The sequence below is a fragment of the Bacteroides mediterraneensis genome (assembly GCF_016900355.1).
Classification (GTDB): Bacteria; Bacteroidota; Bacteroidia; order Bacteroidales; family Bacteroidaceae; genus Phocaeicola.
Genome location: NZ_JACJKA010000015.1, coordinates 1 through 14,719, shown reverse-complemented (window position 1 = coordinate 14,719; position 14,719 = coordinate 1). Strand labels below are relative to the sequence as shown.

Sequence of the window (14,719 nt, the reverse complement as noted above, 5' to 3'; positions counted from 1 at the left end):
TAGGGTTATCCTTCACAGAAGGATAACCTTTTTTTATTATTTGAAATCAGATATGAAGTCATCACATATAGGAGCTGCCATTTCAATATATGAAAAATTGGCCACATACGATTTATCCATATATGGAGAATTGATAGTCTGTTTTCTCCAGCATCATCAGGTCAAAACAGAAGAAGATTTTAATGTCTTTTTGACCATGCTTTCCCTACCTACTGATACTGATTTATATTGTAAATTTAATAATAATGCCATAAATATATCACGCGAAGGGGAAGCTGATGAACAAATCAGCATAAGCATTGATGAAATTGAAGCAGAAGTAAAAGCTATCACTCCAGCATCTTTGCATTCCTCATCCTCAACAACTAATATTGTTAAAGCTCTATTATTTATAAAAAAAGTACATGAAAAAGAAGGATACAGACAGCTCCAAATAAGTGATTTGTCAGATGCTGAATTTGAATCTATTCTTCTTGCTTCGAAGGAGAAAATCAGCACATTTCCCAATGCCATAGTAGAATTAGTAAAGCTTTCTCTAAGTCTAGCTGATGAAAATAAAAATCTTAAAAGATTTACCAATAGAATCTGTACGCAACTGTTTGGGCATATCGGGAAATCTATATTGAATGCTGAATATCTGATTTTTGATGAATACAGTTCTTCGCTCCAAAAGATAGACGATCTTTTTTTCTCGAAAATAAAGGAATCTGATTATGAGGAAGGAAGAAATGGTGAGCTTTATATATTGAAATCAATATTAAAAACTTCATGGCTTCTGCAAGAAGCATGCAGTCGCATCAAAAGATTTATCAGTCAAGACGCCCCATTCAATTTAATCAATATTGATCCTGATAGCGAGGAAAGATATCGGAGGAGTTTTAAAAACGTTCCTCAATTATGTGGAGAGAAAGAGGCGCTTGTATTTGAAAATTTATTAAAGTCAATTATAAACATTACGCTCATTGACCATTGCTACATTTCTAATGAAGAATCGGTTAAGAAATTATTTCATGCATTTGTCTGTTTAGAAAACTCTCAATGGATTTTGCCCCAAACACAGGTAGATTTATCCAAAGAAGTTATCAAAATTGCCTTGATTAAAACAGCTTCATTGTTGGACCGAATGATTAATAATGAGTATCATGAAAACAAAACCAAAGGATTGATAGAAGTAAATTATGATTATATAATAAACTATCAGGATGGTAAAAGTGGGCTAATTAAAAAACTTAAAGAATACAGCATTTCTTCGAAAGAATCATTTCAACTGAATTTTTTTATAAAAAAGAGAGTTGATTTTCAGAATAAAAAATTAGATGCGAAGGAACTGACTCGGCAAATTAAATTTGACGGTTATTTTAGAGATTTGGAATTGTATGATAAGGCCATTATGGTTGGTATTTCCAGCTATTGTGAACAGTCTTCTGTCATTCAAGATATCCATGATAATAAAAGAACAAAATCAAAAGTAGCTGACAGCATAATAAGCTTCTGGGATTCAAAAAATGACAAAAAGAATCTAACCCCGTCATTCTTTCGTCAAACCTTAGAGCTTGTTTCAACGGAAATCAAGGCATTATTACAAAAAGATTGTTCCCAACAAAATGAAGGTGATATCAAACGTATGTTTGAGTTAATATCCTTATTAAAAAAGATTCTAATAGAATTAAATCGTTATATCATAAGATATAGCTCAAATATCCCCAAGCTATATCGGCCTTATTTTACTCACAGTTTTTACGAGTTATCCCCAAAAGGTAACTCTGTTAACGCATGTGGTGAATTAGAAAAAGGAAGAATAACAAATTATAACAAAAAAGAATTTAGACATAGATTTTTCTTTACATCTGCATACTGTACTCCTATTAATCTTCAATACCTGAAAGGATTATATACTATATATACAGAAAAGCATACAGATTACTTGTATCAATATGAGCAAAGATATGATTCATTAATTAGAGGAATTGTTCAAGCACACTTAGCAAAATTAGATAATAGGTCGAAGGAAGTAACCAGTAACATCAATGAAAAGATGAAAGAGTTATCCCATACTACAGATATAGCTATACAAAATGCCTCTCAGAAACATTTAGAATCCACGACGACGATTCTTGGCGTGCTGGCAGCATTTCTTGCATTTGTGACAATAAGTATTAATATGGGAAAGTTAGCAGATAATATTATTGAATATGTCTGTTTTGCTGGTACTTTTACGGGGAGTCTTATTCTTTTCGCTGTACTTATTAAACACCTTCCCAATGCATTTGAAAAAAGACTTGAAAGTAATATAAACAATCAGGATAATGAGTGCTTAACTACTTATAAATCAAAGAATAATAAATTTATCTCTTTTTTCAAACACCTTGGACTAATTCTATTCATTTGGACCATCATATTTGGAATATCATTTTTATTTTCATCCTCTAACAGTGCTTTTTTACGGGAGGAAGAACGAAAGCAGGATTCGATAATCAATGTGCAAAAATTACAGTTGGAGAAGTCTGAGAAAAAAATATTAGAACTTCAAAACGAAACGAAAGAGAACGCTGATAGAATTGAACAAATAAGTCATGAAATGCAAGAAATAAGCATAAGCCAGCGAAACAATCAAAAGATTAAACATGATATAGATTTAAAAATCAATTCAAATAGTGCTAACTGATAATGTATTCATTGCAAATGAAAATAACAATTAAGTCCTATTCGATATAAATAATTTCTTCTGAACGGATTAAGGCTATATGCAAAATAAAATCGATATGGAACAAATTACCTCAAAAGATATCTATGCCTCCTTATGGAAGTGCCGCGACTTTGAGTTATCCCATTTATGGCAACGGTCGATTTTTCTGACCGCATTCTTAGTCATGTGCTTTACAGGTTATGGAAGCCTGCTGTTGAAAATCTGCGAATATGTTGCCGATGATAAAAAAATTATCCCTTTTTGCATCCTTAATGTAGCCGGTTTGTGCGTTGCATTTTTGGGCATTATCCTTTCTACCTTGTGGATTATGATGGGAAAAGGTTCCAAGGCCTGGTATGAAAAATATGAGAAAGCATTGTATAATATCGAACGTGACATAACTTATAGCACAAAAATAGTGGCAAGGGACATGGACGATGCAGAACTGGTGCATGGCAGCCTTCCCAGACCTGTGCCATTGGATGCGAACTTGTTTACTACCAATGCCGGAAAGTTTTCCGTGTCAAGAATAAACATTGCCATCGGCCAAATATCCATGATTGTTTGGGGGGTTATTTATCTAATTCAATCCATCTGCTTTTCGTTTTCCAAACAATTATATACGCTACTTGGGAATTGTGAAGGTTGTCCGTTAGCCGGTTTCATATCCTTATTTGTTTGGTTGTTGTTACTGATTCTATCTATTGTTATCATTAAATATACTTCATGGTGCCGCAGTTCAGGAATATAGGATTATTTGAATAGAAAAGTATTCATATAGTTGTGTGAAAAATCTCCCCAAAGCAAAATCAGCCAACAGATTCACTGCAAATCTGTTGGCTGATTTTGCTTTGGGCTTGCCTTAAAAATGTTGATCTGGTGGAAGAGGAACAATCTTCTTTCGTTTCAATTTTAATGGTCTATTGTTCACTTGCGGACACAGCAGATTAGCTTGTGCAGCAATATAAAGAAAGTCCTCTTTGGTTAAATCGGGATAATGCGGCTGCAACTGATTGAAAATATCATCAAATTCCACTTCCTTATCGCCTATCAAATAATGCAAATCCGATATAATCCCATTCATCGGTTGTACCTCCTTTTTTATTTTATATTACGTATTTGACTATGCCATACAATGAACCCACCGGATGAAGAGAATAATGATAAGTCCCTGAATCCTCATCGTAAGTTTCGGACAAGATATAGCGTGGCACCTCATTCTGTCTCTCTTTATCTTGTTTTTTCTCGCATTCTTCTATAAATTGCGCTTTAGGTACTCGAATCCGCCGGTGAAATTCTCTGTAAATTTCATTCCAATCGACATGACTGAGGTCAATGTAGCTTACGAATTTCCGTAGTTTATAAGGACTCTGGCATAAAGTATTATAAATATGAAAGGCAAGTACAGGGAAATCCCTTATATCCTCTTTTGCCCTCTCATCCAATTCCTTCACAAACACTTCCTGTCCGTTATGGATATCGTAGTCTTTCATTGAATTGCCATACACATACAGTGCTTTGTACCCAGACACATCAACCGGTTTACCTCCACACACAATGCTTTTAGGCCGCTTCCCGGTCAGAATCTTGTATTTCCAATGAAATTTCGTCACCTTGCCCGCCTTGGCCACAATCTCTACCCGTATAAAAGAGCACAGCATTGCAATCTGGATAGCCAAGATTATCAAAACTACTGTCATAAAACTGCTTGTCATAAGCTTCGCATTTTAATTAGAACTGACTTCTTTCCCTTGCCTTGCGACATCCTTTACCCTATAACATTCGGTTTTAAAGAACTTCATGACAGAAAGGCATATCCATGAAGCAATAAAACAGATGCGGGATATATCGGGATCTCCGTTCTTCAGGGATAACACAAACGCAAGCAAAAACAACACCAACATGATGAATACTCCCACCACATGTGAGTATTGATTGACCATCATTTCCTTCAGGAAACCATATATCGTATCCACGAGAAACAAAATCAATGCCATCACGAGCGGAAACAAATAATCATCCACAGACTTCGATAATGAATTGCCGAAGTCAAAGCTCATTTCTCCTGTAAACAACTTGGGGAAAGTCGCGTACAAGAGTCCTAAAGACCAAGATATTATGTATCCTATTTTATAAAGCATTTCTTATCAAATCTATTTATTTTGCAAATATAAGGTTAAAATCGGGAATGGCAAAACTGAACAGACAAAAACTGCAATAGTCTGTCATTAAGACAGTTTGGGCAGGCACTTACCTGCATCCTCCACTTGCCATTTGATCACCTACAAAAAGATGCATAACCACATCCGACAGCGGAAATCCGCTCGAATTCCCACCTGCATAGGATGTGCAAAGTATAAAAGAAGTTAACCGAAGGAACAAATACAGACTTTTATTTGGTTTTCTCTACTCGGTTGCTTATATTTGCAATCGACAAAGATGATGTTTTATTTTTCTTCTCTTTCTCCCACAAATAAAACTGAATCGCCCGGAAGACAGGAGGAAATTTCAAAAGGTCATTTTTGAGGTTTTCTCTTTTTTGTTTCCCTAAACCCGGGTTCGGATTCAGAAAGGAAAGCCTGCGAGAGTACCAACTTTATTGTTTCATTACTAAATTTATCAATTATGAGTTCATTTAGAGCAACATTGGAATTTCAAGGTAAAGAGTACGACGTATTGCACTCCGAGTATGAGTTCAGCCGCAACACTGACTCCAAAGGCAAGCCTTCGTCCAACATTCAGGGCGGACGTGTATCCGTTGTCATCGAATCGACTGATGACACGACCACCGTTGAAGCCATGCTGAACAGCCAGTTCAAACAGGTGGAAGGCAAGATTGTGTACAAGAAAATCGAAGAGGACGCCACGATGAAGGAAATCGAATTCAAGAATGCCTACATTGTCCACTACAAGGAAGTGCTTGACGTGAACAACGAAGTGCCGATGCAGATTGCCCTGACTTTCTCTGCTGAGCAGATAACCGTAGGCAACGCCGCATTGGACAACCGTTGGCCGAAGAACTGATGCCGGTTCCGAAAGCCAATGAATGTTCGGATATTCTGAGCTTGCCGTCCGGGACATATCCGCATTGTCTCAGACGGCAAGTTTTTTTAAACATTGAAAAAGAATACTGCCATGGCTGAACAGAAGAAGATAACAGTGACTATTGCGGGAGTTGAATTGCCCTCATTCCAACAACTTGTGCTCAAACAGCCGATCAACGACCACCACTATTTTGAGCTGACGCTTGATATAGAAGCCGGTGAATTGTATGATACCCATTCGCTTGACCGTACCAAAGGATGGTTGGGAAAGAATGTGGAAATGAAGTTCGGCGACACTCCTTTCCTCGGAATCGTCACCCACGTCGCCCTTCACCGCACCAGCGGCAACCACGGCAGCATAGTGGTCAGCGGTTATTCCACAACATTCCTGCTCGAATCAGACCTCACCTGCGCCTCGTGGCTGAACAAGACGCTTGCCGAAATCGTGGAGGAAGTCTGCAAAAAGGCGGGCGTACCTGTGATTGCCAAGCCTGAATACAAGGCCTCTATCGAATATGAGTGCCAATATCGGGAAAGCAACTTTGATTTTTTGCGCCGTTTGGCACGGCAATACCGGGAATGGTTTTATTACGACGGGCGCCAACTGATATTCGGGAAAAACGAATTGCCGGCTGCCATCCCGCTGACGTATGACCGGGAGATTACCGATATGGACATCTGCGTCCAGACATTGGCACGTCCTTTGGAGGGACAATCCTACAATTCCAAATCCGCTTCCCCCAGTAACGGTGCCAGTCCGAACGCTCCGAACGGCTTGGGCCCGTTAGGCCAATCCGCCTTTGAGTCTTCCATGGGCATTTTCAAGACATCCGCCACGCAATATGCAGAAATGCGTGTGGCCAGCCAAAGCGAACTCAACAATTATCTCCAACGGAAACAACAGAGCGACAGTGCTTCTTCACATTACCTCAGTTGTGAAACCGACTATGTCGGCCTGGGGTTGGGAAGTGTCGTTTCTGTCAAGACCGCCATTCAAGTCTTCCAATCCCAAGCGATAGAAAAGAACTTAGGGTCTTATCTGATAACGGAAATAACCCATATTGCCTATTCTGGCAACAGTTACCGGAACAGTTTTTCCGCCCTCAGCTCTTCCGTGCTGTGCCTACCCGCTCCGGATGTGCCGCTGCCTGTAGCCCAGACCCAACAGGCTGTCGTAGTAGAAAATGAAGACCCGGACGGACAGGGGCGCGTGCAGGTCAAGATGAACTGGCAGACGGGCAACATGAAAACTTCCTGGATACGGGTATTAGCCCCGGACGCCGGCAAGAGCGACCAAGTCTCGACCAACCGGGGATTTGTATTCATACCGGAAAAAGATGACCTGGTGCTTGTCGGTTTCCGCTATGATGACCCGAACCGTCCTTTCGTCATGGGAAGCCTATTTAATGGAAAAACAGGAAAAGGCGGCGATAGTGGAAACAAGACAAAGAGCCTGACCACCCGAAGCGGATGCACCATCACCATTGACGATGAGAAAGGAAGCGTCACCATGAAAGACAAGGGCGGCAACAGTTATACCGCCGACGGAGAAGGCAACATTACTATTTCTGCCTCCCAAAGCATCAAGCTGTGTGTCGGAGAGACCACTGTCACCTTAGACAGCGAAGGGAACATTACTTCTAATGCAACGAACAGTATCTCGGAAACCGCCCAAAACAACCTTTCGCAAAAGGCGGCCGCCATAGACAGCACGGCAGACAACGGTTACAACATAACAGCAACCGATGTAGCCGCTACCGCCTCGAACTCAGCCATCGTTTCGGGCAATACCACCGCCACGCTTGACTCTTCGGGAACAACCGCCGTTGCAGGTGCCATCATTAAACTGAACTAAACCATGAGCAACGCCATACAACAGATAGCAGAAGACATGCTCAGCATGTGGGAGGAAGCTGTAGCGAATCCCGTCAAGATGATACGCATCGTCATCAATCCCGGAGACGAGACCATGCTCAAGGCCTTTTACCAGTATATGCTTGCCATAGACAATGAAGAGGAAGACATGGTGCTTGTCATCGAGTGTCCGTTTACGTCATCAGGCACATTCTCAAAGGAAACGCTTGACTATGTGGCTACACAAATCGAATACTGGAATAATTCCAAGAAACCGGAAGATATCATTTTTGAACACGTGGACTGGCAGCCAGACTCCAGCCTTGCCGACACGGAAAACCCAGCCTCGTTGTTAGTCGGCAATCTCAACCGGCTGACAGAAGCTATTGTCGGCGGTACAGACATCAAATGCAGTTTCATTTTTGACATAGACGGCACGCAAGATTACAACTCGTGTCAGGAATGGTTCCGACAGGCCATCTCACTTCCTTTCCACAAGCAAATGGTATGGGGGCTGGCAGACGTAAAAGGGAACGAACATTTCAAAGAACTGGAGAGCCAATTGCCGAATGACGTCAAATCCATCTATCCGCCGATAGATATGGACGGTGCAATGGAACAACTGGCTGAACAGGCAGCCAATGAAGACCGAAGCGATCCGGCCCTCTCCAAATTCAGGCTGGCCTTGATAAGGCTGATGAACAGCGTCAAGAAGGGAGATGCCGCCGAAACGGACAAATACACCAAAGAATGTCTGGACATGGCACTTGCCAATGTCAAGAAAGACATCAACTGGCTGAGCCAATTCGTCACCGTATATACCATTCTATACACGGACAGCATCAGGCGACATGACATGAAAACAGCCTTGTACTTTTCCGACAAAGCCATAGAATCCGCCCGTTTGGGCATAGGCAAGCTTGACCCGTCGTTGGCGTACCGTCTGCTGGGCAATTCCTTGTTGGGAAAAGGAAGCGTCCTTGCCAGACAGTCCCAATGGGAAGATGCAGCCCATGTTTACCGGGAGGGAGCGGACACCTATGCCGCCTGCAACGACTACCTGATGCAGGCAGAAGCCCTCCGGATGTGCGGCTGGTGCTGGGAAAAGAAGCATGAGGAAACACTCGCTTCAGAGTGCTACATTGAAGGTTTCCGGCTGGCAGACAAGCTGCCGGCAGAGATGATAAAGATTTCCTCGTATCCTTTGCTCCTGCTTGCCCTGCTGAACAATACGAAACGCGCAGAAAAGATTTCGGACGAAGAACTGGACACAGTATTGAACCCGATACTGGGGGAAGACTGGATGGATTATTTATATGAATATAAACGGAAATTGGGCAAATATGATGAACTGGCTGAACAAAATATGGACAGATCTGGAACAACTGTTCACTAAAGGAACGGAACATATCCAGACGAATCCCCAATCAGGCTATCTGATAGCGACAGCCCTGTTGCTTATCTGGCTGATAGGGCTGATAGCAGGGTGGAAGTGGACATACGCCCGTCCCGGAAGCTGGGGAGGCAATTTCTGGCTGGACTTGTTGGGACCTGCCACTTTTCGTTTCTGGTTAGGAGTCATTGTGCTTTTGGCCATTATTTTGTGTCTCTTTCTTTATTTCAAAACTTAAAAGCAACCGCTTATGTCCAGCGAGGGGAGTTACTTTGACCAGGTGAGCGCGCAGCTCGAGTCGACAGTGGGCGCGCAGGTGTCGGGCGTTGTGTCGGGCGTTTCCGAGAACTCGGAGGCGGGGGTTTCCCCGTCGGTAAACGCGCTCGACACGGGCCTGAAGGCCGCGGCCGCTCTGGGCGGGCTTGCCGACGGGGTGTGCGAGGCGGCCGCCGTTCCCGTTCTGGCTTCCCTGGGCCTGAAGGGGCAGGCTTGCCTTCCGGTCTCCAAGCAGCTCGACCCGGTCATCGGGGTGGACATCCACCTGGTGAACATGCCCCCCGCCACGAGCGTTCCCATGCCTCACCCCTACATGGGGGTGCTTCTCTGCCCTCAGGACTTCCTCACGGCGGCCGTCTGCTCGTACATCCCCCCGCCCGGCCCGGCCCCGGAGGGAGGGGACGCTGACTCCGCGAAGCTCGCCGAGGTGGGTCACACCGCCCTGACGATGGCCGTGGGCATGCTCGGGGCGACCGTCAAGATCGGGAGCTTCATACCCCGCGCCGTGGCCTCGACCCCCACGCGGAGCATCCCGCACGTGCCCATGGGCGCGGGCTTCGCCGCCAACTCGCTCCCGATACCCAAGGACAACGGGCACGCCTTCATGGGCAGCCTGACCGTGCTGGCCGACGGGCTCCCCCTGTCGGGGGGAGGCGCCCACCTGCACCTGGACTGCAACGACCTGGGCATGGCGAGCGTGCACAAGGTGCCCGGACGGTTCCTCCCCACGGGGGTCATCAACCCCATACCTCCGGCCAGGCCCGTCCTCACCAGCCCCGTGCCCGTGCCGCTGAACCCCATGGCTGCCGTCTCGCGGAAGTGCATGGGGGCGTTCGGAAGGCTCTACAAGAAGAAGACGGAGAAGGCCGCCATGCGCCTGCACGACGCGGTCAACAGGAAGATAAAGAGCGACTCCCTGAAAGGGATGCTCCACAAGACCATCTGCACCGTCACGGGACACCCCGTGGACGTGGCCAGCGGGACCTTCTTCACCGACGAGGAGGACTTCTGGCTGGACGGCCCGGTGCCCCTCTCGTGGGAACGCACCTGGTACAGCCGCAGCGAATACCGGGGTCCGCTGGGAAACGGGTGGCACCACGCCTACGACATGGGCGTCGTGGCCGGGGACGGCACACTCACCCTGCGCATGGCCGACGGCATCCCCGTGGCCTTCCCCCTGCCGACAGAAGAGAAGCCCTCGTTCCTGCCCTCCGAACGCAAGGAGGCACGCCGGGAGAAGGACGGGTACTGCGTCTGGGACCTGGACGAGGACCTCTACTACCGGTTCACACAGAAGGAATACGACTCCGTCCGGCTGCTGGAGAGCGTCTCGGACGCCAACGGCTTCGCCATACGCCTCGCCTATGACGGGAAGGGGCGGCTGCAGGGCATCACCGACAGCGCGGGCCGGCACCTGAGCGTGGAGTGCGACCCGGAGAGCGGACGCATCACTGAGATCAGGGGACCGCACCCCGAAAACGCGGGGGAGGAGATTATGCTCGCCTCCTACGAATACGACGCGGACGGGAACCTCGTCTGCCAGCGCAACGCCGTTGGCGACGCCATGCGCTACGGGTACGCCGGGCGCCTGATCGTGAAGGAGACCTGGCGCAACGGGCTCAATTGGTTCTTCGAGTACGACGGCACGGAACCCGGCGCACGCTGCGTGCACACCTGGGGGGACGGGGGCATCTACGACCACAAGCTGAAATACCTGGACGGGGTTACCGAGGTGCTGGACAGCCACGACCGCCTGACGGTGTACCGCCACAAGAACGGGCTCGTCTGCCGGAAGACCGGCCCCACGGGGGAGGAATACCGCTGGAAGTACAGCGTGCACCGCCGCCTGCTGCGCGAGACGGACGCCGCCGGAGGGGCCACGCGCTACCGCTACGACCGCTGGGGGAACTGCACGGACATGTCCGGTCCGGACGGGGGGAGCGTCTCGGCGGCGTTCTTCCGGAAGGGCGGGCTGCGCAACCGGCCCGTGTCCGTGACCACCGCCGACGGCGGCACCTGGACGTTCGCCTACGACGCGAAGGGCAACCTGACGGAACGCACGAACCCGGAAGGCGCGAAGACCCGGATACGCTACGCCGGCGGCCTGGCCGAAAGCGTCACGGACCCCTACGGCGTGGTCACCCGCCTCTCCTACGACGCCATGCACAACCTGACGGGGGCATCCGACAGCCGCGGCAACGCGTCGGGCTACCGCTACGACCTGCTCGGCCGCTGCACGCGGGTCACCAACCCGAAGGGCGCCGTGCAGGAACGGCGCTACGACGATGCCGGGCGCGTGACGGAGGTGGACGACTTCGACGGGAACCATATACGACTGAAATACGACGGGATAGACAACCTGCTGGAATACCGCGACGACCTGCAGACGGTGGAGTACGCCTACTCGGGCATGTGGAAGCTGACGCACCGCAGGGACAGCCGCGGCGTGGTGGCCTTCCGCTACGACCGGGAGGAAAGGCTCGTGCATGTCGTCAACGAACGCATGCAGCGCTACGAGTTCGAGCTCGACGCGGCCGGGAACGTCATAGCCGAGACCGGCTTCGACAGGGGGCGCAGGACGTACCTGCGCGACCGCGCCGGGCGCGTGGCAAGCGAGACGCTGCCGAGCGGCATCGTGCGGGAATACGGGTACGACAACGCGTCGAGGGTCACGAGGGTGTCCTATGTCACCACGGACGAGCCCGACCAGACCTACCGCNACGGCATCTCCGGAAGGCTCGCGGAAGCCGCAAGGGGCGAAAGCCGCGTGGAGTTCGCCTACAACGCGCTGGGACTGCCGGTGACGGAAACGGCTGACGGGGAGACCATCACACGCACCTACGACAAGACCGTACGTATACTGTCCCTGCAAAGCACGCTCGGGGCCAACCTGGAATACATACGCAACGGGTTCGGGGAACTGGCGGAGTTCCGGGCCGGGGACGGCATCGGGAGCGGTGAAATGCCGTGGAAGTCACAGCACCGCTACGACACGCTGGGCTTCGAGGTGGAACGCCTGCTTCCCGGAGGCGTGATGCGCAGCTTCGGGTATGACGACATCGGCCGCCTGGTGGACGCGCGCACGAGGAAGGACGCGCGGACACGCCACCTGCGCCGCTACCGCTGGGGCAAGGCGGACCGCCTGCTCGCAACCGAGGACAGCAGGTACGGGACGGCACGCTACGGGTACGCCCCGAACGGGCAGCTGGAACATGCCGGGTACGGGGACGGGACGGAACAGTGGAGGAAGAGCGACAGCGTGGGAAACCTGTATCCAGACCCCGACTGCACGGTAAGGCGCTTCCTGAAGGGCGGGGCCATGGAACAGGACGGAAAGTGGCACTGCGAGTATGACAAGGACGGAAACCTGACGGAACGCTACATCGGCACGGGAAGATGGCTGGACGGAAAGAAGGAGCACTGGAGGTACCGCTGGAACGCCGACGGCTCGCTGGCGAAGGTCATACGGCCAGACGGGAAGGAAGTGGCGTTCGAATACGACGCGCTGGGAAGAAGGCTCTCGAAGAGCTTCGGGACGACCGTGACGCGCTGGATGTGGAACGGGAACGTGCCGCTGCACCAGTGGAGGCAGAAGCGGGTCTACTCGCGGGAACAGGATGCGTGGCTGGTTGACGGGAAACGCCGGGAACGCACGCTCTGGCTCTTCGAGGAGGAGTCCTTCGTGCCGGCGGCCATGATCAGGGAAGGCAGGGCCTGTTCCATCGTCACCGACCACCTGGGCACGCCCACGCAGGCGTATGACGCGGATGGCAACGAGGTGTGGAGCAGGGTGCTGGACATGAACGGCGAGGTCGTCGAGGAGACCGGAAACGTGGGAATGGTGCCGTTCCTCTTCCAGGGGCAGTATTATGACAGGGAAACGGGGATGGCGTACAACCGATTCAGGTATTACTCGCCACAGATGGGGATGTACATATCACAGGATCCAATCGGACTGAATGGTGGTATTACAAATATCTATGCGTATGTTTATAATACAAATACTTGGATAGATATCCTAGGACTCAATTCTACTGATTTAAACAAAGCTTTAGGCGGTTCAAGAAAAGGAATGCAAGCACATCATCTTATTCCAGAGAAAATATGGAAGAAAAACGAAGCTTTCTTAAATTCTATAGGACTAGCTGGACAAATGGATAGTGCATCTAATGGATTACATATGTATAATTCTGAAAAAGGAGCCATAGCAAATGGGAAAGCTTATTACCATGTAGGTAGACATGATGTATATAGCAATGCTGTAGATATATCTATAGCTAAAATACAACAAGAATATGAGAACAACATAAAATTTAAGGGTATGGAAGAATCAAAAGCCCAAATTATTGCTAAAAAACAAATTTTAAAACTTCAGGATCTTCTAAGAAAAAAGTTAAATTCTGATTCCAAAGATGGAAGTGCAAAGCGTGTAGGATATAGACAATAAATATAAAAAATCTAGTTATGAACTATATTTGGTATTATACAATAGATAGACCTATAGGCATTCCCAAAATTGAAGGATATGCTTTATCAGACCAATATTCTCAACGTGGGTGGAAACCAATTTTAGCTGATTGGATGAACCTAAACTATGATGGTTTTCCCAAAAAAGAAGAACATAAACTTCCAAAAGAACTTTTTCTATATATTAAAACATCAAAAACAGAACCTTTATTTGATTGGTTTTATTTAGGAAATCACATGATGGCAGTATCAGAAAAGTTTTATTCATATTTATATCAACAAATAGGGAGGCAATCTGAAATAAGCGAACTTAGGATTTTTAACACTAAAAGACTTGAATCTAAACGAAAATATTATGTTTTTAGAATATGTGAATTTAATGATAATTTATTTGATTTCCATAAAGGAACCGCAGTAATTCAAGAACATTTAATGAATGAATATATGCTGTACCCTGATATGTGTCTAATAGACAAAAATATATCAAAAAACATATTTGTAGTAAAAGAGTTCTGTTATAGTTTTGGATTAATTTTAACAGAAGAATCAAAAAGATGGATAGAGTATAATTTATATAAACCTGAAATTCATTGTCTAAAAAAGTATCCAGATGTTTGGAATAACGAATTTATAATATAACTTGTCTATTTCATGCCACCAATGTCGGATACTTATAAAGTGGACAGTCATTAACTCAATATATACAGAATGCTTATCCTAAATTAAGCCCAAATATATAGAGATTCCCTTGATTATAATACATTATAGTGAATTCGATGCAGTTATTTATATAAAAACGAGAATCTCCAAACAGAGACTCTATCTCTAATCGCTCATCAGAGATTTTTGCAAGCAAAGTGTAAGATGATAATCTTATCGCAATTCAATTTTATATCATATTACTTAATTTTCGTCTAAAAGCAGGATATATTGCATGTAATAAGAAAGTAAAATTTTCTAATGACAGATTTGAGTTTATCAGTAATAACAAATCTATGA

At 46.9% G+C, this 14,719-nt stretch carries 11 protein-coding genes and 1 pseudogene; 9 read left to right on the top strand and 3 right to left on the bottom strand.

All coding sequences use genetic code 11. From position 1 onward, the window contains the following. Window positions 1-52: 52 nt before the first annotated feature. Both H6A28_RS09170 and H6A28_RS09165 read left to right on the top strand, forming a co-directional pair. Window positions 53-2,665 (top strand): hypothetical protein, encoded by a 2,613-nt coding sequence (locus H6A28_RS09170; RefSeq protein WP_204430860.1) that lies wholly within the window; start codon window positions 53-55, stop codon window positions 2,663-2,665. Between the two features lie 97 nt (window positions 2,666-2,762). Next, window positions 2,763-3,437 carry a hypothetical protein gene (locus tag H6A28_RS09165; protein WP_204430861.1) on the top strand — a complete coding sequence of 225 codons (675 nt, stop codon included), beginning with the start codon at window positions 2,763-2,765 and terminating at the stop codon, window positions 3,435-3,437. A gap of 111 nt (window positions 3,438-3,548) precedes the next feature. Here the strand turns inward: H6A28_RS09165 and H6A28_RS09160 are convergent, their stop codons facing one another. The 3 genes from H6A28_RS09160 to H6A28_RS09150 are packed head-to-tail and all read right to left on the bottom strand — an operon-like array spanning window position 3,549 to window position 4,827. Beyond that, on the bottom strand, window positions 3,549-3,770 hold the full coding sequence (locus H6A28_RS09160; protein WP_204430862.1) for a hypothetical protein: 222 nt from the start codon (window positions 3,768-3,770) through the stop codon (window positions 3,549-3,551). 22 nt (window positions 3,771-3,792) lie between these two features. Then, window positions 3,793-4,401 carry a hypothetical protein gene (locus H6A28_RS09155; RefSeq protein ID WP_204430863.1) on the bottom strand — a complete coding sequence of 203 codons (609 nt, stop codon included), beginning with the start codon at window positions 4,399-4,401 and terminating at the stop codon, window positions 3,793-3,795. A gap of 12 nt (window positions 4,402-4,413) precedes the next feature. Then, entirely contained in the window at window positions 4,414-4,827 is a 414-nt protein-coding gene (locus H6A28_RS09150; RefSeq protein ID WP_204479918.1) for a hypothetical protein, read from the bottom strand. A gap of 484 nt (window positions 4,828-5,311) precedes the next feature. On the opposite strand from H6A28_RS09150, the gene tssD reads away from it, so the two are divergent. From tssD to H6A28_RS09120, 7 genes and pseudogenes are all read left to right on the top strand, one after another. After that, window positions 5,312-5,710: a type VI secretion system tube protein TssD gene (tssD, locus tag H6A28_RS09145; RefSeq protein ID WP_204430865.1), complete on the top strand. Its 399-nt coding sequence runs from the start codon at window positions 5,312-5,314 to the stop codon at window positions 5,708-5,710. Window positions 5,711-5,821: 111 nt separating this feature from the next. After that, complete coding sequence (locus tag H6A28_RS09140; RefSeq protein ID WP_204430867.1) at window positions 5,822-7,585, top strand: type VI secretion system Vgr family protein; 1,764 nt, start codon at window positions 5,822-5,824, stop codon at window positions 7,583-7,585. 3 nt (window positions 7,586-7,588) lie between these two features. Continuing rightward, the gene (locus tag H6A28_RS09135) at window positions 7,589-8,980 is read left to right on the top strand and encodes a hypothetical protein (protein WP_204430870.1); all 1,392 of its coding nucleotides are present in this window, start codon (window positions 7,589-7,591) and stop codon (window positions 8,978-8,980) included. Next, window positions 8,931-9,215: an immunity 17 family protein gene (locus H6A28_RS09130; protein ID WP_204430872.1), complete on the top strand. Its 285-nt coding sequence runs from the start codon at window positions 8,931-8,933 to the stop codon at window positions 9,213-9,215. Before H6A28_RS09135 ends, H6A28_RS09130 begins: the two co-directional genes overlap by 50 nt. Before the next feature lie 12 nt (window positions 9,216-9,227). After that, window positions 9,228-13,289, top strand: a pseudogene (locus tag H6A28_RS09125) (DUF6531 domain-containing protein); the annotation flags it as partial. After that, window positions 13,263-13,700, top strand: coding sequence for an AHH domain-containing protein (locus tag H6A28_RS15400; RefSeq protein WP_343212085.1), 438 nt, complete (start codon window positions 13,263-13,265; stop codon window positions 13,698-13,700). The pseudogene H6A28_RS09125 and the gene H6A28_RS15400, both read left to right, overlap by 27 nt. Before the next feature lie 17 nt (window positions 13,701-13,717). Then, window positions 13,718-14,359 carry an Imm43 family immunity protein gene (locus H6A28_RS09120; RefSeq protein ID WP_204428976.1) on the top strand — a complete coding sequence of 214 codons (642 nt, stop codon included), beginning with the start codon at window positions 13,718-13,720 and terminating at the stop codon, window positions 14,357-14,359. Window positions 14,360-14,719: the final 360 nt, after the last annotated feature.

Coding starts and splice junctions, on each gene's coding strand:
- H6A28_RS09135 (WP_204430870.1), top strand. CDS start 7,589: ATGAGCAACGCCATACAACAGATAGCAGAAGACATGCTCAGCATGTGG.
- H6A28_RS09170 (WP_204430860.1), top strand. CDS start 53: ATGAAGTCATCACATATAGGAGCTGCCATTTCAATATATGAAAAATTG.
- H6A28_RS09140 (WP_204430867.1), top strand. CDS start 5,822: ATGGCTGAACAGAAGAAGATAACAGTGACTATTGCGGGAGTTGAATTG.
- H6A28_RS09155 (WP_204430863.1), bottom strand. CDS start 4,401: ATGACAAGCAGTTTTATGACAGTAGTTTTGATAATCTTGGCTATCCAG.
- H6A28_RS09160 (WP_204430862.1), bottom strand. CDS start 3,770: ATGAATGGGATTATATCGGATTTGCATTATTTGATAGGCGATAAGGAA.
- H6A28_RS09165 (WP_204430861.1), top strand. CDS start 2,763: ATGGAACAAATTACCTCAAAAGATATCTATGCCTCCTTATGGAAGTGC.
- H6A28_RS09120 (WP_204428976.1), top strand. CDS start 13,718: ATGAACTATATTTGGTATTATACAATAGATAGACCTATAGGCATTCCC.
- H6A28_RS09150 (WP_204479918.1), bottom strand. CDS start 4,827: ATGCTTTATAAAATAGGATACATAATATCTTGGTCTTTAGGACTCTTG.
- H6A28_RS09130 (WP_204430872.1), top strand. CDS start 8,931: ATGAACTGGCTGAACAAAATATGGACAGATCTGGAACAACTGTTCACT.
- tssD (WP_204430865.1), top strand. CDS start 5,312: ATGAGTTCATTTAGAGCAACATTGGAATTTCAAGGTAAAGAGTACGAC.